Genomic DNA, 24,840 nt, shown 5'->3' with positions numbered 1-24,840 from the left:
GCCGGGTCGGCCCCGGCCCCGCGCGGCCACGGAGGGAAGCTGATGACGACCGCCACTGATCCCGGCACGGCCGGGGTGGACCCGGACCGCCTGGCACTGTGCCTGGAGGTCCTGGCCGAGGTGCAGGAGCTGCCGGTGGAGCATCCGGACGCGGTCGCCGTCCGGCGCGCCACGGCCGGGATGTTCAAGGTCGTCAAGCAGCGCCGCCGCGAGGAGCGCCGGGACGCGATCCGCCGCGCCGACGGGGCGGTCGACGCGGCCACCGCCACCGCCGCGCCCGGCCGCATCGACGACGAGACGGCGGGGCTGCCGCTGAGCACCATCACCGCGGGACGCAGCGCCGGAACGCTGCACCGCGCCCGCGCCTGCTACGTGTGCAAGCAGCGGTACCGCGAGGTGGACGCGTTCTACCACCAGCTGTGCCCCGACTGCGCGAAGGCGCATCACGAGCGCCGCGACGCCCGTACCGATCTGAGCGGGCGGCGGGCGCTGCTCACCGGCGGCCGCGCCAAGATCGGCATGTACATCGCGCTGCGGCTGCTGCGCGACGGCGCCCACACCACCATCACCACCCGCTTCCCGAACGACGCCGTGCGCCGCTTCGCGGCGATGCGGGACAGCGCGGACTGGCTGCACCGGCTGCGGGTGGTCGGCATCGACCTGCGGGACCCGGCCCAGGTGGTGGCGCTGGCCGACTCGGTCGCGGCCCGCGGACCGCTGGACATCCTGATCAACAACGCGGCCCAGACGGTACGGCGCTCCGCCGGCGCCTACTCCGCGCTGGCGGCCGCCGAGTCCGCGGCGCTGCCCGACAGTCCCCTGCCGGAGCTGGAGTTCCTCGGCGGCCGTTCCGCGGCCGCCGCGCTGACCGGTCCGTCGGCGGGCGAGCCGTCGGCGGCCACGACCGTGCCGATCACCCCGGAGGCGGTGACCGCGCTGGCGCTGGTCGCCGGGTCGACCGCCATCGACGCGGGCGGCCTGGTGCCCGACCTGGCCGCCACCAACAGCTGGAGCGACCGGGTGCACGAGGTCGACGCGCGGGAGCTGCTCGAAGTCCAACTGTGCAACGTGACCGCGCCGTTCATCCTGGTCAGCCGCCTGCGCGCGGCGATGACCGCGTCGCCGTTCCCGCGCCGCTACGTGGTGAACGTCTCCGCCATGGAGGGGGTGTTCAACCGCGGCTACAAGGGCGCGGGGCACCCGCACACCAACATGGCCAAGGCATCGCTGAACATGCTGACCCGCACCAGCGCGGCGGACCTGTTCGCCGACGGCATCCTGATGACCAGTGTGGACACCGGCTGGATCACCGACGAACGCCCGCACCCGACCAAGGCCCGCCTGGCCGACGAGGGTTTCCACGCCCCGCTGGACCTGGTCGACGGCGCGGCCCGGGTCTACGACCCGATCGTGCGCGGCGAGCGCGGCGAGGACCTGTACGGCTGCTTCCTCAAGGACTACACCCCCGCGCCCTGGTAGAGCCGCCCGAACGTCTCGGCCAGCGACTCCTCGCGGGCGTGCCGGTAGGCGGTGCCCGCCCACAGGTGCAGGCGTTCCGGGTCACCGGCGGCCGCGGCCGCGCGGCGCATCGGCGCGGTCAGGTGGTGGATCGCCGGGTAGCCCAGCGGGGCGCGGGCCGTGTGGCGGTCGATGAAGTCGTTGCGCAGCCCCCGCGCCGGGCGCCCCGTGAAGGCCCGGGTGACCACGGTGTCCCGCGCCCCCTCGGCCAGCGCCGCCCGGTACGTCGCCGAGATGCCGCTCTCCCGCGTACGCAGAAGCACGGTCCCCACCACCACCGCGGCGGCGCCGGCGCGCCCGGCGGCCGCCACGTCAGCCGCCGTGCCGATGCCACCCGCCGCCACCATCGGCAGCCCCGTCCGGGCGCGGACCGCGGCCAGCAGGTCGCCGAGCCGCAGCTCCGGCAGGGGCCGGTGCGGGCTGAGCGTGCCGGAGTGCCCGCCCGCCGCGGCGGCCTGCACGATCAGCGCGTCGACGCCCGCGTCCGCCGCGGCCTGCGCCTCCACCGGGCCCGTCACGGTCTGCCAGGTCAGCGTCCCGGCCCTGCGCAGCGCGGCGACCGTGCGCCGGTCCGGGATGCCGAAGGTGAAGCTGACCACGGGTACCGGGTCGGCGAGCAGCAGGTCCACCTTGTCCTGCCACTGGTCGTCGTCCTCGACCAGCGCGGCATCGCGCAGCGTGAGGTCGAACGTCGCGGCGTCGGACTCCAGGTCGTCGGCGTAACGGCGGAACGCGTCAGGGTCGACCGGCACCGGCGGCGGAGCGAACAGGTTCACCCCGAACGGCACACCGGCCGCGCGCACCGCGGCGATCCGCTCGGCGACGTCGGCGGTGCTGCGGTACCCGGCGGGGACGAACCCGACACCCCCCGCGTGGGCGGCCGCGGTCACCATGGCCGTGGTGGAGGCACCACCGGCCATGGGGGCGGCGATCAGGGGGACGGCGAGTTCCAGCCCGGGCAACGGCGTACGCATGCGACGGTTCTACCCCAGCTCCGCCACCTTGCGGGGCCGGACCCGACCGGTTCCCGGCGCGCGATAGGTTGACACGTATGCTTTCTCGTCGATCCCTGCTGCGCGGCGTGGGCGGTCTCGCCGCCGCGCTGCCGTTGTCCGCCGCACCCGCGGCCCGGGCCGACGCCACGCCGGCCGCTCCCCTGGCCGCCGATGGCACCGCGAGCACCACGACGCCCCCGGACGGGGTGGCGGCCACCGTGCGGGCCGAGCGCGGCCCGCTCGGCGACGCCCGGGTGATCACCCCGGAGCTGGCGCCCACCCACCTCGTCGTGTCCGCACCGGCGCAGGTCCGGCTGCGCACCGCCGACGGCTGGCAACCGTGGCGCCCGGCGTCCGGCTGCCCGGGCGGCCCCGACCACCCCGGCGCCGAACCGCACGCGCTGGTCCCGGCCGCGGGCACGGTGGAATATCAGGTACGCCGCGCCGACGGCGCCCCGGTCGAGGTCACCGAGCTGAACACGGTGGCGGGCCCGATCCGGGCCGCGGCAGCGCCGGTGGCCGCCGTGATGCCGCTGCCGCGGGCCGCGGGCTGTGCGTGGCGCCCGCGCTACCTGAGCCGGGCCGCGTGGGGCGCCGACGAGTCGTACCGGTACAACCCGGACGGCACGCTGGACACCCCTCCCGCCTTCTACGGCGTGCAGACCCTGACGGTGCACCACAGCGGCGAGGACAATCCGGAGCCCGACCCGATCGCGCACATCCGGGGCATCTACTACAACCAGGCCGTCGCCATGGACTGGGGCGACATCGGCTACCAGCTGCTCATCGACGCCGACGGCCGGGTGTACGAGGGCACCTACTCCGATACCGACCGCATTCCGGTCTTCGGGCCGCAGCGCGGCGCGGACGGCCACCCGCTGATGGTCAACGGCTCGCACGTGGGCGGGTTCAACGCGGGCAACGTCGGGATCTGCCTGCTCGGCAACTACATGGTCACGCCGCCCTCCGCCGCGTCCCTGCGGTCGCTGACGGTGGTGCTGGCGCTACTGGCCTCGGCCACCGGGCTGGACCCGCTCGGCACGACCCACTACGTCAACCCGGTGTCCGGTGCCACGGCCACGATCGCGACGATCGCCGGCCACCAGGACTGGCACAACGCCAACCCGGCGGCCGGGGCGACCCTGTGCCCGGGCGACCAGCTGTACGCGAAACTGCCGCAGCTGCGGCAGCGCGCCGCCGCCCTGATGCGCGCCTTCTGAGGATTTCTCTTTCATGACCGGCAATCCCCGGGAACGGAACCGGTCGCGGCCATATGGTCTGGGATATGAAGGCGCTTCTGAACTCCCTGACCGAGGCTGAGCTGGCGCTGGTCCGCGAAACCGAGCGCGAACAGATCATCGATGCCGACGAGGACGCCCTGGTGCAGCTGCACGAGCGGATCCGCCGCGCCCGGAACAAGTACGTGGGCCTGTACCGCCGCGAGGCCAGCGGCCGGGTCGCCGAGTACGGGGGGCGCGGCAGGGCGCGGCCGAAGAACACGCGCAATGCGGAGAAGGCCGAGGTGTTCGAGGACGCCCTGGCCAGGGTCAGCCGGCAGCTGGCGGTCGCCGCACGGCGCAGCGCGCAACTGTTGCGCACCGAACGTCTGGCGGCCGCCCGGCAGGCCCGCAACACCACACCGCCGACGGCGTCGCGCCGCCCGGCCGCGACCCGCCCGGCCGGGCCGGCCAAACGTGCCGCGAGTCCGAAGCGCGCATCGCCCGCGGCGGGTCAGGCCGCGCGCAAGCGGCAGGCCGCCAGCGCCGCCTCGGGCGCCCGCCGGCAGGCCCAACGCGACAGCGTGTGACCACCGGCGGCGACCACCCGTACGACGTCGACTACGACCGGCTCTACCGGGACGCCGCCGACTCGGGTGGGCCACCATGGGAGATCGGCGGGCCGCAGCCCGCTCTCGCCCGGGTGCTCGACGACGTACCGGGCCCGACGGTGCTCGACGTCGGCTGCGGCAACGGTGACCTGGCGATCGCGCTGGCCCGCCACGGATACGACGTGACGGCGGTCGACATCTCCGGCGTGGCGATCGACCAGGCCCGGGCCAAGGCCGCCCGCGAGGGTGTACGGGTGCGTTTCGAGGTGCAGGACGCCACCCGCCTGTCCCTGCCGTCGGCGCCGTTCGACTCCGTGTTCGACTCGGGCCTGCTGCACAGCCTGCACCGGCGCGGCGGCGGCGAGGCCGAGGCGTACCTGGCGTTGTTGCCGGGTCTGGCCGCGCCCGGAGCGACCGTGTTCGTCCTCGCCGTGGCGTGGGAGGCGGGCCAGGGCTGGGGCGTGACCGAGGAGTTCCTGCGGGCGAGCTTCGCCCCGCCGCGCTGGGTCTCCACCACGGTCACCGACATCGACGTGGCCGCCCGGTTGCCCGGCCGGGATCTCGTGCTGCGCGGTTTCCTGCTCCGCACGGTCCGCGCGGGCGAAGGTGGATCGCCGGCCCGGCAGGCAAGCGGCTGACGTCGATGTCCGCTAGGGTTTCCGGGCGTGTGGGGCAGGCGCTGGTCGATTCTCGCCGCCGTGGCGGCGGTGCTCGCCGGCTGCGCCCGCCCGGCCACTACCGCCTCGCCTGACCCCGCGCCCACCAGGTCCGCCGTCGTCGGGGCCACCGGGGCGGGGCAGCCCGTCGCACCGCCGGTCGCGCAATCCGCGCATCCGGTCCCGCCACGGCCCGGCGAGGCATCGTGCGCGTGGGGCGCGACGCCGAGACCGTCGGTGGACCCGTCCATCGACATCAACGATCCGCGGCAGCGGGCTCTGCTCACCCTCGCGCAGCAGTACCACCCGGTCCCCCGGCGTGGCGTGGTGCCGGAGGCGGCCGTGCCCGGCGCCGAGGCGTGCGTCAACGCCCTGACCATGCAGTTCGTGCTGCTTGCCGGCGGCTCCCGGGCCGTGCCTGATCGGCGGGCGGTAGACGCGGCGCTGCGCTCGGCCGGCCTGGTCGACATCGTCGTCCGCGCCGGGCCCACGTTCGCGGCGTCCACCGGCGCGGCCTGCGTGTATGGACGTTTCAGCGCGGCGGGCCCGGCGTTCGAGATCGGCCCGCCCGCCACCGACGGCTCCTGCCGTCCGTGACCCGGCACCACCGCGCCGACCCCGGCACCGCCGAGGGACCGGCGGCACCATTCAGCCGCCTGGGACCCCGCTCGGGACCGGCGGCACCATGATGCCGACCGGCGGCACGACCTCCGGCGATCGACGGCACACGCCGCCGGCCCCGGAAGGGGCCGGCGGCGTGTCTGCTGCGCTCACATCGGCGGTGTGTCGCGGTAGCTGCCGACGTAGTAGTCGCCGACCTGCTGGCGGTACTCCGGGGTGCTGAAGGTGTCCTTGTCGTACTCCGGGGAGCTCTTGATCTGGTCCTTGGTGCGGTCGACGTAGGCCTTGCGGTCCTCGTGGTCGACCCGCTGCACCGTGCCGGCGGGCAACAGCACCTTGCGGCCGAAGATCCACGGGCCCGTGTCCACGACCAGGAACGCGCTGCCCACGTCGTAGGTGGCCTCGTCGATCGAACCGATCCGGCCGTCGACCGCCTCGACGTGATAGCCGACGAGATCCACGCCGGCCTGCTCGTCCGCGCGCAGGTCGCCGGCCGGTTCGCCGTCGACGCTGGCGTCGGAGTAGCCGCCGACCAGAGCGGGATCGCGCCAGTTCCAGGGGTTGAACGTGAACGGTTGCATCACGGCCTCCTCGCTCGTCGATGAATTCGCCGTAGCCCGTCAACTACCCGTCTGTCGCGATCCGAACCCTCGCGGTGTGCCACAGGGCTCGCCTCCACGGTGGACGGAACTGCAGCTCACGGGTCCGCCGGGTCGGACGGCAACGCCCGGTACGCGCTGCGCAGCAGGTCGGTGAGGGAGCGGCCGCCGTACCCGGGAGCGGGAGGGTCGTACTCGTCGAGCAGCGCGTCCGGCCGGCCGCCCGGCAGCGTCGCCGCGCCCAGCCACACCGATCCGGTCCCGTCCCGGCGGTCCGGCGGCACCGCGGCCGCCGGGGCGGCGCCACCGGCGGTCAGCCCCCAGAAGGCTGCGAGGTCGCCGAGGTCACCGTCGTCCTGCGGCTCGCCCGCGTCCTCCGGATCCTCGTGGGCGGCGGCACCGCGCAGCTGCCGCAGCCGCTCCAGCAGTTCGTCGCGGGCCCGCCCGCGCCAGGCGAAGGCGCCGAACGGATCCGTGTCCAGCGAATCGGCCAGCGCGTAGCACGTCGCGGCGAGGTGCACGCACGGCATCGGCCACCGCTCGCACGTACAGTCCATCGCCACCTCGTCCAGCCCCATCGGCAGCAGGCTCAGCCCGGCCCGGGCGAACACCGCCGCGATGTCGTCGGGCATGCGCCCGGCGAACAGATCCGCGACATAGCGGGTCTGTGCCGCCAGGTCGTCCTCGACGCGGGCCCACTCGGCGGCGCCGAACGCGCGCACCGCGATCCGGGCCCGGTGCGCGCTGGGCTCGTCGCCCGCGCGGACCCGCGCCACCACGAGGCTGCCGGAGATGGTGAGGCTGCGTACGTGCCCGGCGCGGGCGTCGCGGCGCCCGCGGGCGAAGGTCGGCCCCATCCGCAGCGCCTCGACCATCGCGAGGAACGGCGCGGAGAATCGCCGGGCCGGGTCAGTCACCGATCGCCTCCGGGTCCAGGGCCAGCAGGTCGCGCAGCTCCGCAGTGGACAGTGCGGTGAGCCACCCCTCCCCCGTGCCGACGACCCGCTGGGCGAGGGTGCCCTTGTCGACGAGGAGCCGGTCGATGCGCTCCTCCAGCGTGCCGAGGCAGACGAGCGTGTGCACCTGGACGTCGCGGTGCTGTCCGATGCGGAACGCCCGGTCGGTCGCCTGCGCCTCGGTGGCGGGATTCCACCACCGGTCGACGTGGACGACGTGGTTGGCGGCGGTGAGGTTGAGGCCGGTGCCGCCCGCCTTGAGGGAGAGCACGAAGATCCCGGGCCGCGGGTCGGCCTGGAACTCCTCGACCATCTCGTCGCGGGCGGCGCGCGACGTGCCGCCGTGCAGGTAACGGACCGGCACTGCGAAGCGGGCCGCGAGGTGCGGCACCAGCATCGCCCCGAAGCGGGCGTACTGGGTGAAGCACAGGGCGCGTTCCCCGTCGGCGAGGACCCCGTCGAGGATCTCCTCCAGCCGTTCCAGCTTGCCGGAGCGGCCGGGCAGCGGCGAACCGTCGCCGAGCAGGTGGGCGGGATGGTTGCAGACCTGCTTCAGCTTGGTCATGGCGGCCAGCACGATGCCCTTGCGGCGCTTGTCGTGCGCCTCGGCGAGGCGGCCCAGCAGCTCGTCCAGCACGGCCTGGTACAGGGTGGCCTGCTCGGCGGTGAGCCCGCACAGGTGCCGGACGTGCCGCTTGTCGGGCAGGTCGGCCAGGACCGCGGGGTCGGTCTTGACCCGCCGCAGCAGGAACGGCCGGGTGGCCCGGCGCAACCGGTCGGCGGCGTCGTCGTCGGCGTACCGCTCGACGGGCACCGCGTACCGGGCGCGGAAGGTGTGTGCCGGGCCGAGCAGGCCGGGGGTGAGGAAGTCCAGCAGGGACCAGAGTTCGGCCAGCCGGTTCTCCACCGGGGTACCGGTGAGCGCGATCCTGGACCGGGCCGGGATGCGCCGTACCGCGCGCGCGACCGCGCTGGCGCTGTTCTTTATGTGCTGCGCCTCGTCCAGCACGATCCGGTCCCAGGCCACGGCGGCCAGGGCTTCGGCGTCGCGGGTGGCGGTGGCGTACGTGGTCAGCACCACGTCGCACCCGTCCGCCAGGTGCGCCGGGTCGGGCCGGTCGGCACCGTGCAGCACGCGGACGATCAGGCCGGGGGCGAACCGGGCCGCCTCACGCTGCCAGTTGCCCAGCACGGACAGCGGGCAGATCAGCAGTGTCGGGCCGCGTCCGGCGTGCAGCAGCAGGGCCAGCAGCTGGACGGTCTTGCCCAGTCCCATGTCGTCGGCCAGGCAGGCGCCCACCCCCAGCCGGTCGAGGAACGCCAGCCAGGACAACCCCCTGCGCTGGTACGGCCGCAGCTCGCCGGCCAGTCCGGCGGGCGCCTCGACGAGTTCCAGGCGCTGTTCCAGGTCGCCCCCGAGCAGGTCGGCCAGCCACCCCGTGCCGCCGGTGGCGGTGACCGGCAGCGGCAGTTCCTCGGGGGGCAGCAGCCGCACCAGGCGCAGCGCGTCCCCGGCGGTCATGGTGCCGCCGCCGCGACGCAGGAAGCTCAGCCCCGCCCGCAGGTGCGCAGCGTCGAGGTGGACCCAGCGGCCGCGCAGCCGCACCAGTGGCACCTTGGCCCTGGCGAGGTCCGCCAGTTCGTCCTCGGTGAGCGTGCGGCCCCCGAGCGCCAGCCCCCACCGGTACTCGACGATCGAGGCGAGGTCGGCCGCGTCGTCGCGCAGCACCGGGCTGATCTGCTCGGGCGTACGCACCTGCAGCGACAGGCCGAGGCCGTGCGGCTCCCGCCACCAGGCGGGCACCAGCACCCCGAACCCGGCCTGCTCCAGCACGGGCGCACCGGAGAGGAACGCGTACGCCCCCGGCGTGTCGAGGGTCAGCTCGGTCGGGCGGGCCGCGTCGAGGGCCGGGTCCAGCTCGGGCAGCAGCCGGGCCGCCCGGCCCAGGCCGGCCAGCAGCCGTTCCTGCGGGTGGTGGGTCCAGCGGCGCAGCGGTGCGGTGCGGTCCCGCCACACGTCGGCGGCGGGTACGAGCGCGCTCGGCTCGTCGCGGGCCTGCAGCAGGAACTCCAGCAGCCAGCGGTCCGTGCCTGCGGTGTCCGGGTCGGGCAGGTGCGACAGCCGGAAGCAGACTCGTACCGCGCTGTCCGTGGTGGCCCGGGCGTGCCAGTCGTCGAGCGCCGCGGTGAGCCGGTCGAGTTCGCCGGCCGGCGCGTCGAACCCGGGGTCGCCGGTCAGCGCGGCCAGCCACGGGTCACCGGTGGGTCCGCGCCCGGCCAGCCGCCGCCGGACGTCGGCGTCGACGAGCCGCCCGAGCGCGGCATGCAGCGTGTCGGCGGCGGGCAGGCCGGCCACCTCGCCGGGCCGGGCGCGCTCGGCGCGACAGGCGGGTGGCATGCGGCGCAGCAGGTCGGCGTGCCGGGCCGCGTCGGCCCCGGCGAGCACGGGCCGCCAGCGGGCGCGCGGGCGCGGGCCGTCGGCGACCACCGCGGGCAGCAGCCTCCCCCGCGTCACCAGGTCGGCGGCGAACGCGCTCAGCTCGGCCAGCCAGGCCAGCGACGGGGCCGGGCGGGCGCCGAGCGCGTCCGCGAGGTCATCGGGCACGGCGGGCACGGTCCGGGCGGGCACGGCCCACGGGCGCAGCCGCGGGGTCCCCCGGCGCGGTGGCAGGCCCAGCTGCGGCGACGGCAGGGGCCCGGCCCCCGTCGAGGGCAGCAGCAGGGTCACCTGCCGCGGCGCCGCGCCGGGCACCGGCCCCGGCTCCACGGCGAACGGGTGCGGCGGGGCGACGCCACGGGGCCGCCGTTCCGCGGGCCTGGTGCCGGACCCGGCCGCGCGGGGCGGCACGGTGTCGGTCTCGGTCCACACGCCGAGGCTGCCGTCCCGCGTGACGAACCCGTGCGCCACGCGCACCGCCTCCGACGCCTCGACCGCGCGCGGGCCGGCGGGAGCCTCGTCGCGGCACTGGTCCCTCGGGTCGGTCACTGCGCGGCCAGCCGCCAGAGGACGTCCGGCGGCCGGACCCGGGCGCAGCGCGGCCCGCCGGCCGGGTCGGTGAGGCCCAGGCGGCCCGCCAGCACGCCATCACCGGCGTGCGCCGCGCGCAGCAGCGGGCCGGGGATGTCGCCGAACATCAGCTTGGCGCGGCGGAACATGGTGAACTCGTCGCCGTCGACGCCGCCCCAGCTCAGATACAGGAAGCGGGCTCCGGGCCGCCCGTGAACGTACGGACCGGAGACGTCGAGCAGGTCGTCGACCTCGCGGGTGACGACGTCGAGCTCCCAGGTCGCCGAGGCGGCGTCGGCGCGCACCCGCGCCACCACCTCGGCGCGGCGCTGGACGCCGACGTGCACGTTGCCCAGGCGCAGGGCGGCCGCCTCGGCACCGCCACCGCGGCCGGGCAGGTCGGTCCCCTCGATCCGGACGAGCATGCCCCGACTCTAGGCATCGCCTACGACAGTCCCGCCGCCGCTCGACGACGACGGCGGCGGCGGGACACCCGGATCGTCAGGCGGTGAGGCCGTGATCCATGCGGCGGGCGCCGGCCGAGGCCCGGACCGGCAGGTGCAGCGGGCCGCGGACGACGCTGGAGGCACGGCGCCGCATCGGGCCGTTGCGGCGCAGGCCGGGCAGGCGCTCGGCGAGCCGCTGCAGCGCGATGGTCGCCTCCAGCCGCGCCAGCGGCGCGCCCACGCAGTAGTGGATGCCGCTGGAGAACGCGAGGTGGTCGACGGTCTGCTCGCGGTGGATGTCGAAGCGGTCCGGGTCACGCCACGCCTCGGGATCGCGGTTCGCGGCGCCGAGCAGGGTCACCACGAACTTGCCGCGGGCGACCGTACGGCCCTCCAGCTCGATGTCCTCGTGTGCGCACCGGGCGGTGCGCTGCACGGGCGGATCCCAGCGCAGCGTCTCCTCGATCGCCGCGGCGGCCAGCCCGGCCGGGTCGGCGCAGAGGTCGGCCCACTGGTCGGGGTGCGCGAGCAGCGCGTGCACCGCGTTGCCGATCAGGTTGACCGTGGTCTCGAAGCCCGCCACCAGCAGCAGCGAGCACATCGGCTGCATCTCGGCGGGCTGGATCTGGTCGCCCTCGGCGGCGACGATCCGGCTGATCACGTCGTCGGCGGGCTCCCGGCGGCGCAGCGCGAACAGGCTCTCGAACAGTGCGCGCAGCTCGTCGTTGGCGGCCTTGAGGCGGGCGGCGTGACGCAACGAGTGGATGCCCTCCAGGGCGCTGCCGATGACGGCGCCGTATCGGGTGAACCGGTCCGCGTCGGCGTCGGGCACGCCGAGCAGGTCGGTGATGACCGCGATCGGCAGCGGGGCCGCGAACGCGGACACCAGGTCGAAGTCGTCCCCGGCCCGGTCGAGCAGCTCGTCGACGCGGGCCTCGACGCGCGGGCGGTAACCGGCCATGTGGCGGGGGCTGAACGCGGGCTGGGCGAGGCGGCGCAGCCGGGTGTGGTCGGGCGGGTCCCGGTCGAGGAACGACATGTCGAATTCGTCGTCGGGGACGGGCACCGTCAGCTCTGTGGCGTTGACGCCGAAGCGCCGGTCGCGCAACACAGCGCTGCACACGCGGTGGCTGACGGTGACCCAGTTGTTCAGCCGGGTCGGGGCGAGCGGCCCGGCTGCGCGCATGCCGTCGTAGACGGCGTACGGGTTCTCCCGCCCGGCACGCAGGTGCAGCAGCGACATCGGGTCGCGGTGAACGTATCCGTGGTAGGCGAAGTCGAGGCGGCGACGGTAGAGGGCGGCGGCGAAGGCGGCGGTGCGACGCAGGTCGGCCATGTGCGGGGCCTTTCGTCAGGGTGCGCCCAGTCCTCGGGTGTAGGTGTCCACGACGAGGTCGGGTGCGGAGCGGGGGGCGAGGTGTCCGGAGTAGACGGATTCGGCGGCGACGTACACGAGGGAGTAGAAGGTCTGCAGCAGCCAGTGGTCGGCGACCTCGGCGCGCAGCAGGCCACGGTCGCGGGCCCGTTTGAGGACGGTGAGGGCCTGCGGTTCGACGCTCTTCCACCGGCGGCCGATGTCCTCGGCGTGGTCGAAGATCGGGTTGCGCCAGAGGAACGCGAGGTGCGGGCCGACCGCGATCATCGCCTCGGCGAGCGCGCGCAGCCCACCGTCGGGCGCGTCGGTGGCGCGCACCGCCGTACCGATCATCTGCTCCCACAGGTCGATGGCCCGGTGGCCGACCGCGCGCAGCAGGTCGTCGCGGGTGGCGTAGTGCTTGTGCAGGGTGGTGCGGCCGATGCCGGCCGCCTCGGCGACCTCGGCCAGCGACGCGGCGGGGTCGGCGACGAGGACTTCGACGGCGACGTCGAGCAGGGCGGCCGCTGTGGCCAGGCGTACGGCGGAGCGCCGCCGTGCCACGCGAACACTCATGTTCGCAACGGTACAGATGTGTTCACGTGAACTCCAGGTTCGCATCGAAACCCATGGAGATCGTGATACACAGGTCCCCGTGCGAGCCGCACCGGAGGAACCCTGGCAGCGGGCGCTGCGTCACGTCGCGGCGCTGTCCCACGGCGCGCCGGTGGACCCGGCGTTGCGGATCACGCTGAACTTCCACCCGGATCGCGGGGCCGGCGACGCACCGATCCTGGCGGCCCTCGCCGCCGACGGTGTGTACGTCTCCCAATTCGTCACCGGCACCAGCAACGGTGGCCTGACCGCCTATCCGGGCGGCGACCGGTGGCGCTGGGAGAGTCGCATCTTCGGCGGTGCCTACGACACCGCCCCGGCCCACCTACGGCCCGTCTACGGTGCCTTGAACTTCCGCCGCAGGGCGGTCGGCGCCGCACCCCGTTTCGGATCGGCGCACCTGCGCCTGAGCGGGGCGGCTCTGGCCCGGGCCACGTTCTGCTACCCGGACAGCCACCTGCACCCGACGGCGTTCGCGGTGGCGGACCGGATGTCGCTGATCGAGCTGGCCACGGCCGACCGGCCCGACCCGTTGGACGACTACGTCGAGGCGCAGGTGCACGGACCCGTCCGGATCGACGGTGACGTCGAGGCGCTGGTGCTGGACCCGAGCTATCGGGGCACCGGCGTCGAGGCCGCCGCCGCGCGGCTGCCCTGCCCGCTGGAGTGGCATCACGGCTTCCGCCTCACCGTGGCGGAGCTGCGGCGGCACCCCGGCTATCGCGGACCCGAGTACGTCGAGCTGGGCGCCCAGATCGCGGCCGACGGCCCGCTGACCCCGCGCGTGATCGGCGATGCCGCCCGCACCGGCCGGTACGACCCGCAGCACCTCAAGAAGGTCTGGCACTACCTGGCCCGGTTCGGAGCCCCGCAGCCCGGTTGACGACCGGCCGCGCCGTCCACATTGGCCGGAAGGGGTCAGCCGGGGTGGGCCTGCGACGCCCACGGCGCGCCGGGCAGGCCGAACATCTCCGCGAGCCCCGTGACGCGCAGCTGCCGGTGGACGAACTCGCTCGGATTGCGCAGCGCGAAGCGGGCGCCCACCTCGCGGGCCGCGTTCGCCCCGGAGACCAGCGCGCCCACCCCCATCGAGTCCATGAAGGTGACGAAGGTCAGGTCGACGATCATGCTGACCGGGCGCTCACCGTGCAGGGTGGAGAGCAGAGTGGCCCGCAACGCGTCGACCGTGGCGGCGTCCAGGGAGCCCCGCACCTCGACGACGATCGCCCCGTCGGCCTGCCGGCGTGTCGTCATCACGGCCTCGCCCATTGCGACCTCCGCCCTGGCGACCTGCCCGTGCGATCACGGTACAACGGCGCCGTTGTCATCCGCAGGCTGCCGCCCATTCGGGTACCTGAGACGGACAGGGAATGCGGCTCGCCGGATACGCGTGCGGTCCAGACTGGGCGGTCCGGACCGGGGCGGTCCCGACTGGGCGGTCCCGACTGGGCAGTCGGGACTGGGCAGTCCGGGCTGGGCGGTCCGCCGCGGTGACGGGAGAACCGGCCGGCTTGGCCATGACGGAGCCGTCCTCGTGGGACAGGCCCCGCCATGGGCGGCGCCGCGGCGATTGCCCGGCCGGGGATGACGGCGGGCGCCGGGAACCGGAGTGTGTGGGGCGACGCTAGGCCAGCCGGCCGGGGCCGCGCCGCGCGGCCCGCCGGGGCGTGATCCGGATCATGCGGCCCGGCGCCACCACCGGGGAAGTCGAAAGCGGCGGCAGTGGTCCGCCCCGCAGAACGTGCAGTCGGTCCCTCTGCGGTGGTGCTCGTGAGCGCGGCGCTGATGGCCGCAGACACAGAGCGCGTCCTGCCGATTCACCGGGTTACCCAAAGTGGTGGTTCGCACACTCTCAGACTCCAGGCGGGCCAATGGGTCACCGGATCAACCTGTCCATGTCTCCGTAGGTGACGGGCGTCGACGGCTCCTGCAACCGACCTGCACCCGAAGCAACACGTACCGTAATGATTGCCCTGCGTGATGGGTTTCACAGGGAGGAATCCGACATTATTTTTTTGTCTTTTCGAGGCATTGTCTGAGAGGGAATATCGGTTATGTCCGAATTGCCCTATCCAATGCCTTCGTGGCATCCGGAATCCGCTACTGGATGTGACGGATGAGGGCTTATGGACACCATTGTTGCCCGAGAGCATACCCCCAGCTCATCCGGTTGGCGGCGGCAGCCCGCGCCGATGGGGTCACGCTGTCCCTTTGGTTAGTTGACGCTACGTAGCGGGTTGCTAGATTTGGCAGCAGTGACAAGTCGCCTGCGTTTTCGAGTCCGGAAGCGCCTGATTCGACCGCATCTGCCGCCCCGGAAAGGGACCGAAATGCAGCTTTCCTCCAGCTCGGGCAACACGCCTCGTAACGGAGAAACATCACCGAAGGTAAGCGTCGTCATTCCCACCCTCAATGAGGAACGGAACCTGCCGCACGTCTTCGGTAAGTTGCCGGAGGACGTGGCCGAGGTGATCGTGGTCGATGGCGGGTCCGTGGACCGCACCGTCGAGGTGGCCCGGGAGCTGCGCCCGGACGTCGTCGTGGTGCAGCAGACCCGTACCGGCAAGGGCAACGCGCTGGCGTGTGGCTTCGCCGCCTGCACCGGCGACATCATCGTGATGATCGATGCGGACGGGTCGACCGACCCGGCCGAGATCCCACTCTTCGTGGCCGAGCTGGTCAACGGCGCCGAGTTCGTGAAGGGTTCGCGCTTCGCCAAGGGCGGCCACAGCCACGACATCACCCGGCTGCGCAAGCCGGGCAACGACGGTCTCAATCTCGTGGTGAATGTCCTTTTCGGAACGAAATTCACCGACTTGTGCTACGGCTACAACGCCTTCTGGCGCCGGGTCGTCCCGGTGCTGGACCTGCCCGACATCTCCCTGCCCCGCCCCACCGACGGCAGCAAGCTGTGGGGTGACGGCTTCGAGATCGAGACGATGATCAACATTCGTGCCGCGGTGGACGGCATGAAGGTCGGCGAAGTCGGCAGCATCGAGCACGAGCGCATCCACGGCGAGACCAACCTCAACACCTTCCGCGACGGCTTCCGGGTGCTGCGGACCATCTTCAGCGAGTACGGCCGTGCCCGCGGCCAGCGCAAGTCCAAGCACCGCGGCACCCCCGCCCAGGTCCCGGCCCAGCAGACCCCGGCCGCCGCCACGGACTCGACAGAGACCACGACCGCCCGCATCCCGGCGCAGACCAGCCTGGAGCAGATCGTGAACCGGCCGGCCACCCCTGGCCGCGCCCGCCCGGAGAGCCGCCCCCACGTCGCGCGCATCAACCGTGGCACCCGCGAGGTCGGCACCCGCCGTACCGACGACATCAACGCCCGCCGCGCCCGCGCGACGCTCGAGGACTGACCCCTTACCGCGCCCCTGCCCCCCGGTCCCACCACCTGTCGAGGAGCTTTCGCGTGGAGAACCCCACCTACCGCCCTGCCGTCAGCATCGTCATCCCGACCCACAGCGAGAAGCGCTGGTCGATGCTCGTGCGGACCGTCGCGTCCGCCCGGTCGCAGGACTACCCGGCCGCCGAGGTCGTGGTCGTCGTCGACCACAACCCGGAGCTGTACCGCCGGGCCCGGCGTGACCTGCCCGGCGTGACCGTGCTGGAGAACCTGTACACCCAGGGCGTCTCGGGCAACCGGAACACCGGCGCGTTCCACACCACCACGGAGCTGATCGCGTTCCTCGACGACGACACGGTCGCCGAGCCCGACTGGCTGCGCAACCTGGTGATCCCCTTCGCCGACCCGAACGTGGTCGGCGCGGGCGGCGGGATCACCCCGGCTTGGGAGATCAACCGGCCCCGGTGGATGCCGGACGAGTTCCTCTGGGCGATCGGCGGCTCGTACACCGGGATGCCGACCACCACGGCGCCCATCCGCAACGTCTGGTCGGCCAGCATGCTGGTCCGCCGGGACACGTTCATGGCCGTCGGCGGCTTCCGGACCGGCTTCGGCAAGCTCGGTGGGGAGAACCGTCCCGAGGACACCGAACTGTGCCTGCGGATGAGCGCGCACGCCGGTGGCCACTGGATGTACGTCCCGGACGCGGTGATCCGCCACGAGGTTCCCGCCGACCGGTCCACGTTCGGCTTCTTTCTGCGCCGCTGCTACGCCGAGGGGCGCGGCAAGGTGCAGATGGCAGGGCTGCTCGACGGCTCGGAGAGCCTCGGCGCCGAGCGTGACTACCTGTGGTCGCTGCCCAAGTCGGTGGTCCGCAACCTCGCCGCCGCCACCCGGGGCCGCGGCGTCGCGCACGCCCTGCAGGCCGGCAGCGTGGTCGCCGGGGTGGCCGCCGCGGGCTGGGGCGGGGCGGTGGAGACCGTCGCCGGTCGCCGCGCCGCGCGCCGCCCGGCCGCCGTCGCCGCCGGGGCGGCCCAGTGACCGCCGGACTGAACGGCAAGGTACGGGTGCCCGCGCCTCGCGCCGATGAGGTCATGACCCCGCCCACGATCGCGCACACTGGTGACGTGCTTCCCGCCGCCGTGTACGACGTCGACGTCTGCGACCCGCTGCCCACCGTCGGCGCCGTGGGCGGGGACGGACGGCGCGTCGCCCGGGCGTGGTTCCTGGTCCGGCTGTTCACCGAACCGATCGGAACGCTGCTGCTCGACGTACCCGAAGCAGGATTGCGCCCCGGGGAGCTGGCCGCCGCGATCGACGCCGAGCTGGGCGCGAGCCTGCGGCCGCGGCTGGCCGAGTTCGGCCTGGACGCGCTGCCGGTCGACGGGATCACCCCGGAGAGCGAGCCCGCCTTCCTCGCGCGCCGCCGCGAGGTGCTGGCCGACGCTCCGCCGATCACCGTGGTGATCTGCACCCGCGAACGCCCCGGCGCACTCGCCCGCTGCCTCGACAGCCTGATCACCCAGAAGTACCCGACGTTCCGGGTGCTGGTGGTCGACAACGCGCCGGAGACCGACGCGACCGCCGAGGTGGTCCGCTCCGCGGCCCGCCGCGGACCTGTCGACTACCTGGTCGAGCCGAAGGCGGGGCTGTCGTTCGCCCGCAACGCCGCGGTCGCCGCCGCGCCGGGCGAGATCCTCGCCTGGATCGACGACGACGAGTACGCCGACGAGAACTGGCTGGCCGAGGTGGCCCGGGCGCTGGCCGAGCACCCCGAGGCGGACGTCGTCTCCGGCGTGATCGTCCCGGCCGAGCTGGAGACCCAGGCGCAGCTGTGGTTCGAGCAGTTCGGCGGACACAGCAAGGGCCGCGGCTTCAAGCCCGACGTGTTCAGCCCGGCCACCGCGCACCGGCAGAGCCCGCTGTACCCGCTGCCGCCGTTCGGCACGGGTGCGAACATGACGTTCCGGGCGGGCGTGATCGAGCGGATCGGCGGGTTCGATACCGCGCTGGGCGCCGGCACCCCGGCGATGGGCTCCGAGGACACCCTGGCGTTCACCCAGGTGCTGGTGGACGGCGGCACGATCGTCTACCAACCCACCGCGGTCACCCACCACTACCACCGGCGCGACCTCGCGGGCCTGGAGAAGCAGATGGTCGGGTACGGCGCGGGGCTCACCGCGGCGTACACGAGTCTGCTGCTGCACCGGCCCGGCCTGCTGTGGCCGCTGCTGAAGCTGGTGCCGGGCGCGCTGCGCGACCTCACCGGCAGCGACAGCCTGCGGGTGTCGACGCTGCAGGACGACTTCCCGCGGGAGCTGCTCAAGGCGAACCGGCGCGGCATGGTCGCCGGGCCCCGGGCGTACTTCAAGGGACGCCGTGCGGCGAAGGCCAAGTACCGGCAGGCCGCCCGCTGAGCGTGTGACTCCTCCATTCGCTGGGAACTTCCCCCGAAAAGGGGCATTCTCGGCGGGCCGGAAGCGTATGACGCTGATGGTCGGCCATCAGCTCATGGGCGCGGCCCGGCCGGACTGCTCGTTTCCGGCCGGATCGGGGACCATGGTGTGTCGGGCCCGCACGGCCCACGCGCCGCCGTCCGGTCCACGCCTCACGGGGATAACCGCATGTCGATATCGCGCCCACCCGAGCCGCCGCCCGACGGCGGCTCCTCCCCGCACCATGCCGTCGCACCCGACGACGGGCCGGAACCCGGCAACGACCAGGCGAAGGAGCGCCCGACCGGCGTGATGCAGTCCATCCAACAGTTCGAGTCCCCCGAAGACGCGGAGGCCCAGCGCGCGGCGGACAATCGCGCGGCGGAACCGGCCGAGGAGCACGAGAAGGACCAGCCGGACGCCGCCCGGGGCACCGCCCAGGTGCAGGCCGAGCGCCCCCGCGGCACCGCGCGGGTGCAGCCGCGCCCCGCGAAATCGGATATCCAGACCACGACGGGAGTGCCGAAGACCCCCCTGCCGGCGCCGCCGGGCCTCACCCTGGGCACGCCGGGCTTCCCGGCCCGCAAGCCGGGCCAGCCCACCGGTACGGCCGGTGCCGCCCGGGCGCCGGGCCCCCGCCCGGAACCGGCCCAGCCCCCCGCGCCGTCCGGAAACGCCCAGCCCCCCGCGCCGTCCGGAAACGCCCAGCCCCCCGCGCCGCCCGGAAACGCCCGGCCCTCCGCACCGTCCGGAAACGCGCAGCCCCCCGCGCCGTCCGGAAACGCCCAGCCGGCCGCCCGGACCGGAGCAGCGCAGGCGCCCGCACCGGCCGAGCCCGTCAAGGCGGCCGAGCCCGTCAAGGCGGCCGCGCAGCCGGTACCCGCGCAGAAGGCCGAACCGGTGAAGCCGCCGGCGTCCGAGAAGGCCCCACCGGCCGAACCGCGCGGGGTTGCCGCCCCCGCGAAGCTTGCCGAGCCTCGCCCGCCGACCGAAGAGTCAAGGGTGATGGCAGAGCAGCCGGGCGAGGCGCAGGGGAGGGCCCGGGTCCACCAGCGGATCCGCGGCGCTGCCGTCGTGCCCGGTGCCGGTCAGGACGCCCCTGTCCTGCCACCACCGACCGTCGCCGCGCCCCCGGTGGAGCTGCGGCCGACCCTGATCCCTGTCGTGCCGGGACGTCCGGGCGCCACGCCCCCGACACCGGCGCCCCCTCCCGACCCGGCACGGGCACCCAAGCCCGCTCGCGCCCGCCGTCAGCCGCTGGACCTGGGGCACGCACCGCTGGTGCTGCTGCTCTCCAGCCTCGGGGTGCTGCTGGTCGCGTTCGCGTACCAGGGTGGCCGTAACGGCTCGGACACCGCGATGACCGCGTACTGGATCGGGCAGGTCGTGGTCTTCACCCCGGTGGTGCTGCGGCTGCTCAGCCGCCGCATGGCCGGCGTCGGCGAGTCGTTTCTACTGGTCATGGGGCTGGCCGTCAACCAGTACCTGCTGAAATGGATGTACAGCCCGGACCAGTTCCGCTTTCCGGACGAGCTGCAGCACTGGCTGGCCACGACGGTCCTGATGCAGACCGGTCAGCTGTTCCAGCCGAACGCGGCGCTGCCGCCCGCCGTCCACTTCCCCGGACTGGCGGAGATGGCGGCCGGGCTGTCGGGAATGACCGGCATGCCGGTGACCGCGTCCGGGGTGATCGTCGCCGGGATCGCGCACCTGGTCTTCGTGGGCGTGCTGTTCGTGACCGCGCTGCGGGCCAGCAACTCCCCCGCCGTGGCCGGTGTCGCCTGCGCGCTGTACGCCACCGCGATGCACTACCTGTTCTTCAACTCGATGTTCCTGTACCAGACCGCGGCGCTGCCGTTCTTCATGCTGACGATCTGGGCGACCCGCCGCTGGCTGGCCGAGGATGGCCGGCCGTTCGCGATGATCGCGGTCGGCTCGATCGTGGCGACCACGGTCAGCCACCACGTGACGGCGTTCGCGCTGGTGGCCACGCTGACCCTGCTGGCCGTGGCGCAGCTGGTCACCGAGCGGCCGCGCCGGTGGGCGGCGCTGGTGATGCCCGCGGTGGCCCTGGCGGTCGTCACGGTGTGGATCCTGTTCGTGGCCAACGACGTGATCGACTATCTGGAAGCCCCGATCAACCAGGTGATCACGACGGTCCACCAGCTGATCAACAACGAGACGACGCCGGAGAAGGCCTCGGCCGCGGTGTCGGTGGGTCAGCTGGCCGTGCAGGGTGCCGGTCTGCTGGGCCTGTTCGTGCTCTACCTGGCCTGCGTCCGCGACATGATCCACCGGCATGACCGGGACGCGTGGCGCTGGGCCGCCGTGGTGGGCAGCTTCCTGTTCTTCGCGGGCAACGGCATCCGGTTCCTCGGCCAGAACGGGCCGGAGATCTCCGGGCGGCTGCAGACGTTCACGTACATCCCGATCGCGATCCTGGTCGCCATCGCGCTCGTGCGCGGGGTGCAGATCATCCCGTTGCGCGACGAGGCCGGCCACCGGTGGCGGGCCGCCGCACCGACGTACGACTACCCCGCACCGGTGGGCTGGCCGTGGTTCACCCGCGTCGCCGCCGGGTCGGCGCTGATCACCCTGCTCATGATCGGCGCGCGGGCGGGTGGCTGGCCGCCCCTGGTGTCGCTGCTGCCCGGGCCGTACCTGCCGGGCGGCTTCGAGCGGTCGGTGGACGCGTACGGGATCGCGGCCGCGAACTTCGAACGGGAGACCCTCGGCCCGGGCCACCGCGTCGGTGGCGACGTCACGTCGGTGTCGCTGGCCTCCACGTACGGCCGGCAGGACCCGGTCCGCGAGGTGGGCCCGCTGTTCTACGCCGACCAGTGGGGCCTGACAGAGGACGACCTGGTGAGCCGCGTGCACCTGGAGTACCTGGTGGTCGACCAGCGGCTGACCACCCGGGTGCCGGTCAGCGACGCCTACTTCGAGAACGACCCGCATGCCGGGCAGATCACCTCGCCGCTGACCGCGGCGCAGATCGGCAAGTTCGACACCCTCACCGAGGTGGGCCGGGTGTACGACAACGGCACGGTCCGGATCTACCACATGGGGGCACAGTGAAGCCGAAACTGGCCCTGCTGCTCGCCGTGGTGACCGTCGCGGCGGCCCTCGCGGTGCTGTTCGGAACCCCGCCGTTCATGATCGCCGGAGGGTCGCTGCTGGCGCTTCTGCTACCCGGCGCGGCGCTGACCGGGGCGCTGCTGCGCGGCCGCGACTCCAGCGGCGTGGAGCGTACGGTGCTGACCGCGGCGCTCAGCCTCGGCGTACTGATTCTGGGCGGCCTGCTCATCTACGTCACCGGATTCCCGCTGGGCCGCACGTCCTGGACCGTCGCGACCGCCGGGGTGACCCTGGTGGCGCTGGTGCCGGCCGGCCTGCCCGACCGGTGGGTGAGCGTGCTGAAGCACCTGGTCAGCAAGCTGTGGGACGAGGAGGAGGACGAACCCGAGCCGGAACCCGCCGACGTCGCGCCGCCCGCCTCCGCCGTTGCGCCGCGCGTCGTCGTCCCGACGCCCGTGCTGACCGAGGACCAGGTCTCGACCATGCTGCTGCCGAAGGTCGTCGACGACGGCCCGTCCGGCGACACCGCGGACGCGCCGGGGAATCGGCGGCTGGTGTGGCAGCTGCTGCCGCTGGTGCTCGTGCTGGCCGTGCTGGGCGGCGCGAGCTGGCTGTCGTACGGCAGTTCGCACCGCAGCTACGAGACGACGGTGACCGCGCTGGCGGCGGGTGAGCCCGGCCCGGTGACCGCCTCGGGGACCCGGCTCGTGCCGGTCACGGCCACCGGGCTGCTCCCCGAGTACGGGCCGTACACGCTGGCGGTGCTCGGGCCCACGGGCAGGACCACCGAGCAGCGGACGATCCCGGTCACCGCCGACGGCACCTGGACGGCCAGCCTCAGCCTGCCGGGCCGCCAGCGGATGACCGTGAACCTGCTGCGCTCGGGCGAGACCACCCCGTACCGCACGCTGTACATCGCGGCGACCCGCTAGCCCGGTCAGGCGCTGAAGCGCTCCAGGCCGGCCATCGCCCGGTACGCGGCCAGCGACTGCGGGTCGGTGTCGACGCGCCACTTCTCGTCGTAGCCGGGGTGGGTGTCCGTGTCGAACCAGATCACGGCGCCCACCGCGGGACGGTTCTGCACCCACTGGCCGAACACGGTGATCCAGTCGGCCTTGGTGCGCCCGCCCCGGTCCACCGCGCCGACCTCGGTGACGACGATCGGCTTCTTCGCGGCGTACAGCTGGTAGACACCGTCGAACAACGCCTCCGGGGACTCCCGGTGCAGGTTGTAGCCGGAGACGCCGACCCAGTCGACGTACGCGTCGCCCGGGTAGTAGGACTGCGTGGTGTTCCAGTCGGCTGTCGGGCTGGAGTTCCAGTTCGGGCTCCACACCCAGGAGACGTTGCGCGCGCCGACGTCCCGGAAGATCTTGTGGATCCGGCGCCACGAGGCGATGTAGCCCTCGGAGTGGCCACCGTTCTTGGCGCCGCCCCAGGCGAACCAGCCGCCGTTCATCTCCCACGCGAAGCGCAGCATGACCGGGTGGCCGTAGCGGGCGACGCGCCGGGCCGCGCGGGCGATCAGCGCGTCCGAGGCGCCGCCGATGATGTCGGCGTACTTCGTGCCGGCCCAGGAGATCATCGGAACGGCCCGTGGCGGCAGCGCCGGGACCGCGGTCAGCAGGTTGTCGGTCCAGTCGTAGAACAGGTTCACGATGCGCTGGTCGCGGCCGAGCTGCTGACGGCGCAGCCGCAGGCTCTGCTCCAGCGTCTTGCCCTCCAGCCCGAGGTACGAGCCGAGCATCGCCCGGCCCGCGACGAACGGGACCGGCCCGCCGCCGCTGGTGACGACCCGCAGCGGCGCGGCCGAGGTGGGCGCCGACGACACGGACGGCACGGGAGCGGCGGCCGTGTCCGGCGAGCCGGAGCGCGGGGACCGGGCCTCGCGCACGGCGAGGGTCACCGCCGGCACCGCGGCCAGGGCACCGAGGCCCAGGACGCGGCGGCGGGTCAGCCAGGGCGACGGGCGGTGCGCCGCGCTCACGTCAGGTTCCGGCCGGTACTGCGCGCCACGCGGCGTACCAGACGCCACGCGGGCTGGGCGAGCCGCTTGGCCTGCGGCAGCAGCGCGCCGCCGCCATCACGCACGAGGGCCACCAGGTCCGCGCCGGTGTGGTCGGGGGTGGGCTGCAGGCGGGGTACGGCGAAGCGCCGCTCGCCGGGCCGGTGCAGCCGGCGTCCCACCTCGGTGGCGTTGTCGTGCCCGGCGGCCTCGACGACGTCGCGGACCCGGCGCCCGTTGTACCCGTGCGGGTACGCGAAGCTGCGCACCTTCAGCTGCAGCCGCTGTTCCAGCTCGCCGTGGCTGCGGACGACCTCCTCGCGCAGCTGGGCGGGCGGCAGCACGTCGAGGGGGTGGTGCACGAGGCTGTGGTTACCGATCTCGACCCCGGCGGCCGCGACCTCGGCCAGTTCGTCCCAGGACAGCATCGGGCCGAAGTCGGGCGACCACCGGCCCAGCCAGTCGGCGTGCGCGCCCAGGTGGCCGACGGAGGCGTACAGGGTGGCGCGGGCACCCGCGGCGGCCAGCGCCGGCACGGCCTCGGTGAGGAAGTCCCGGTAGCCGTCGTCGAACGTGACAGCCAGCAGGTTGTCGGTGCAGCCGGCGTCCAGCAGGTCCAGCGCTTCGGTGAGGCCGACCAGCCGGTACCCGGCGGCGGTGAGCGCGGTGAGCTGTTCGGCGAGGCGATCCGGGGGCACGGCGAGGTCCCGCATGGGCCCGGCCACCGCGGAAACGGAGTGGTACATCAGCGCCGGCATGGTCTTCCACGTCGGCGACGCCGTGACGGTCACTGCGGCTTCCTCCCCGATCGGGCCGGTCACGACGACAATCGGCCGGGCCTTGGCAAGCTTCGGCGTTGTCGGGGTCCTTGGCAACCGTCCCACCGGGCGTTTCTGACCACCCGTATCCGGGAAATGCCCCGAATATTGTCTGTTTGCCGTGGGAAATCCGGCTTGCCCCCGTCGCCGCGCGCATCGCCGCGCCCGGCCGAACCGCTGACCGGGGGGATGGACCGGCCGGGGAGCGGCACGCGCGGCGGGGCTCGGCCGAAAGTCATAGCCGTCGTTCCCGCTGCGGAGGGAAGCGCCCGCCCTTGACTCGGCGGGAGGCTGTCGCCATGACAGAGCGACGCGTTCTCGACCCGCTGCGCCTGGCCGAGGCGGCCGCCCAGGCGGCCGCGATCGTCGGGGTGGTGACGCTGCCCGCCGCGTGGCGGGTGCTGGACACCTCGGTCGTGGCCGCCCTCGCGGTGGTGCTCCTGTTGCTCACCGCAGGCACGTACGCGTTACACGCAGTGACATTCGATTGTTTTAGGCTTACTGGTCACCGCGATCGGAGGCAATTTTCTTACACACAGCGTAAGGACTGAACCGAC

General features: G+C 73.7%; 22 protein-coding genes. 12 read left to right on the top strand and 10 right to left on the bottom strand.

All coding sequences use genetic code 11. The features are described 5' to 3' along the window. Nucleotides 1-42: 42 nt before the first annotated feature. Complete coding sequence (locus ACMCNN_RS12970) at nucleotides 43-1,479, top strand: SDR family NAD(P)-dependent oxidoreductase (RefSeq protein ID WP_412746443.1); 1,437 nt, start codon at nucleotides 43-45, stop codon at nucleotides 1,477-1,479. Here ACMCNN_RS12970 and ACMCNN_RS12965 read toward each other — a convergent pair. Further along, on the bottom strand, nucleotides 1,458-2,492 hold the full coding sequence (locus ACMCNN_RS12965; protein ID WP_412746442.1) for an NAD(P)H-dependent flavin oxidoreductase: 1,035 nt from the start codon (nucleotides 2,490-2,492) through the stop codon (nucleotides 1,458-1,460). The genes ACMCNN_RS12970 and ACMCNN_RS12965 overlap by 22 nt on opposite strands. A gap of 77 nt (nucleotides 2,493-2,569) precedes the next feature. On the opposite strand from ACMCNN_RS12965, the gene ACMCNN_RS12960 reads away from it, so the two are divergent. The 4 genes from ACMCNN_RS12960 to ACMCNN_RS12945 all read left to right on the top strand — a co-directional run bounded on the left by ACMCNN_RS12960 (nucleotide 2,570) and on the right by ACMCNN_RS12945 (nucleotide 5,594). Further along, entirely contained in the window at nucleotides 2,570-3,733 is a 1,164-nt protein-coding gene (locus tag ACMCNN_RS12960; protein ID WP_412746441.1) for a peptidoglycan recognition family protein, read from the top strand. 65 nt (nucleotides 3,734-3,798) lie between these two features. Continuing rightward, the gene (locus ACMCNN_RS12955; RefSeq protein ID WP_412746440.1) at nucleotides 3,799-4,320 is read left to right on the top strand and encodes a hypothetical protein; all 522 of its coding nucleotides are present in this window, start codon (nucleotides 3,799-3,801) and stop codon (nucleotides 4,318-4,320) included. Further along, a complete protein-coding gene (locus tag ACMCNN_RS12950) occupies nucleotides 4,317-4,979 on the top strand; it encodes a class I SAM-dependent methyltransferase (RefSeq protein WP_412746439.1) in 663 nt (220 codons plus the stop codon). The genes ACMCNN_RS12955 and ACMCNN_RS12950 overlap by 4 nt, the downstream gene beginning before the upstream one ends. A gap of 255 nt (nucleotides 4,980-5,234) precedes the next feature. Continuing rightward, nucleotides 5,235-5,594 carry a hypothetical protein gene (locus tag ACMCNN_RS12945; RefSeq protein WP_412746438.1) on the top strand — a complete coding sequence of 120 codons (360 nt, stop codon included), beginning with the start codon at nucleotides 5,235-5,237 and terminating at the stop codon, nucleotides 5,592-5,594. Between the two features lie 173 nt (nucleotides 5,595-5,767). Here ACMCNN_RS12945 and ACMCNN_RS12940 read toward each other — a convergent pair whose 3' ends face one another. The 6 genes from ACMCNN_RS12940 to ACMCNN_RS12915 form a co-directional block, all read right to left on the bottom strand. Then, nucleotides 5,768-6,199: a PRC-barrel domain-containing protein gene (locus tag ACMCNN_RS12940; protein ID WP_412746437.1), complete on the bottom strand. Its 432-nt coding sequence runs from the start codon at nucleotides 6,197-6,199 to the stop codon at nucleotides 5,768-5,770. Nucleotides 6,200-6,315: 116 nt separating this feature from the next. Beyond that, on the bottom strand, nucleotides 6,316-7,134 hold the full coding sequence (locus ACMCNN_RS12935; RefSeq protein WP_412746436.1) for a hypothetical protein: 819 nt from the start codon (nucleotides 7,132-7,134) through the stop codon (nucleotides 6,316-6,318). Beyond that, nucleotides 7,127-10,159: an SNF2-related protein gene (locus ACMCNN_RS12930; protein ID WP_412746435.1), complete on the bottom strand. Its 3,033-nt coding sequence runs from the start codon at nucleotides 10,157-10,159 to the stop codon at nucleotides 7,127-7,129. Before ACMCNN_RS12930 ends, ACMCNN_RS12935 begins: the two co-directional genes overlap by 8 nt. Next, on the bottom strand, nucleotides 10,156-10,605 hold the full coding sequence (locus ACMCNN_RS12925; protein WP_412746434.1) for a DUF5990 family protein: 450 nt from the start codon (nucleotides 10,603-10,605) through the stop codon (nucleotides 10,156-10,158). Before ACMCNN_RS12925 ends, ACMCNN_RS12930 begins: the two co-directional genes overlap by 4 nt. A 76-nt stretch (nucleotides 10,606-10,681) precedes the next feature. Then, entirely contained in the window at nucleotides 10,682-11,962 is a 1,281-nt protein-coding gene (locus ACMCNN_RS12920) for a cytochrome P450 (RefSeq protein WP_412746433.1), read from the bottom strand. A gap of 15 nt (nucleotides 11,963-11,977) precedes the next feature. Further along, the gene (locus ACMCNN_RS12915; RefSeq protein WP_412746432.1) at nucleotides 11,978-12,556 is read right to left on the bottom strand and encodes a TetR/AcrR family transcriptional regulator; all 579 of its coding nucleotides are present in this window, start codon (nucleotides 12,554-12,556) and stop codon (nucleotides 11,978-11,980) included. A 79-nt stretch (nucleotides 12,557-12,635) separates the two neighbouring features. Here ACMCNN_RS12915 and ACMCNN_RS12910 point away from each other — a divergent pair, with 79 nt between their 5' ends. Next, complete coding sequence (locus ACMCNN_RS12910) at nucleotides 12,636-13,478, top strand: DUF3626 domain-containing protein (RefSeq protein WP_412746431.1); 843 nt, start codon at nucleotides 12,636-12,638, stop codon at nucleotides 13,476-13,478. Between the two features lie 35 nt (nucleotides 13,479-13,513). On the opposite strand, the gene ACMCNN_RS12905 is transcribed toward ACMCNN_RS12910, so the two are convergent. After that, nucleotides 13,514-13,849 (bottom strand): STAS domain-containing protein, encoded by a 336-nt coding sequence (locus ACMCNN_RS12905; RefSeq protein WP_412746430.1) that lies wholly within the window; start codon nucleotides 13,847-13,849, stop codon nucleotides 13,514-13,516. A gap of 1,076 nt (nucleotides 13,850-14,925) precedes the next feature. Here ACMCNN_RS12905 and ACMCNN_RS12900 point away from each other — a divergent pair. The 5 genes from ACMCNN_RS12900 to ACMCNN_RS12880 all read left to right on the top strand — a co-directional run bounded on the left by ACMCNN_RS12900 (nucleotide 14,926) and on the right by ACMCNN_RS12880 (nucleotide 22,392). After that, entirely contained in the window at nucleotides 14,926-15,960 is a 1,035-nt protein-coding gene (locus ACMCNN_RS12900) for a glycosyltransferase family 2 protein (protein WP_412746429.1), read from the top strand. A 53-nt stretch (nucleotides 15,961-16,013) separates the two neighbouring features. Then, nucleotides 16,014-16,988, top strand: a complete 975-nt coding sequence (locus ACMCNN_RS12895) for a glycosyltransferase (RefSeq protein WP_412746428.1) — start codon at nucleotides 16,014-16,016, stop codon at nucleotides 16,986-16,988. Next, the gene (locus ACMCNN_RS12890; protein WP_412746427.1) at nucleotides 16,985-18,364 is read left to right on the top strand and encodes a glycosyltransferase; all 1,380 of its coding nucleotides are present in this window, start codon (nucleotides 16,985-16,987) and stop codon (nucleotides 18,362-18,364) included. Before ACMCNN_RS12895 ends, ACMCNN_RS12890 begins: the two co-directional genes overlap by 4 nt. A 207-nt stretch (nucleotides 18,365-18,571) precedes the next feature. Next, entirely contained in the window at nucleotides 18,572-21,460 is a 2,889-nt protein-coding gene (locus ACMCNN_RS12885) for a hypothetical protein (protein WP_412746426.1), read from the top strand. Beyond that, nucleotides 21,457-22,392: a hypothetical protein gene (locus tag ACMCNN_RS12880; protein WP_412746425.1), complete on the top strand. Its 936-nt coding sequence runs from the start codon at nucleotides 21,457-21,459 to the stop codon at nucleotides 22,390-22,392. Before ACMCNN_RS12885 ends, ACMCNN_RS12880 begins: the two co-directional genes overlap by 4 nt. Nucleotides 22,393-22,397: 5 nt before the next feature. Here the strand turns inward: ACMCNN_RS12880 and ACMCNN_RS12875 are convergent, their stop codons facing one another. Then, nucleotides 22,398-23,447: a glycoside hydrolase family 26 protein gene (locus ACMCNN_RS12875; protein ID WP_412746424.1), complete on the bottom strand. Its 1,050-nt coding sequence runs from the start codon at nucleotides 23,445-23,447 to the stop codon at nucleotides 22,398-22,400. Further along, nucleotides 23,444-24,256 (bottom strand): polysaccharide deacetylase family protein, encoded by an 813-nt coding sequence (locus ACMCNN_RS12870; RefSeq protein ID WP_412746423.1) that lies wholly within the window; start codon nucleotides 24,254-24,256, stop codon nucleotides 23,444-23,446. The genes ACMCNN_RS12875 and ACMCNN_RS12870 overlap by 4 nt, the downstream gene beginning before the upstream one ends. A 326-nt stretch (nucleotides 24,257-24,582) precedes the next feature. Here ACMCNN_RS12870 and ACMCNN_RS12865 point away from each other — a divergent pair, with 326 nt between their 5' ends. Beyond that, nucleotides 24,583-24,834 carry a hypothetical protein gene (locus ACMCNN_RS12865; protein ID WP_412746422.1) on the top strand — a complete coding sequence of 84 codons (252 nt, stop codon included), beginning with the start codon at nucleotides 24,583-24,585 and terminating at the stop codon, nucleotides 24,832-24,834. The last annotated feature ends 6 nt before the right edge of the window (nucleotides 24,835-24,840 follow it).

The organism is Krasilnikovia sp. MM14-A1004, from assembly GCF_047159485.1.
GTDB lineage: Bacteria > Actinomycetota > Actinomycetes > Mycobacteriales > Micromonosporaceae > Actinoplanes.
This window is presented reverse-complemented; position numbering and strand designations above follow the sequence as displayed.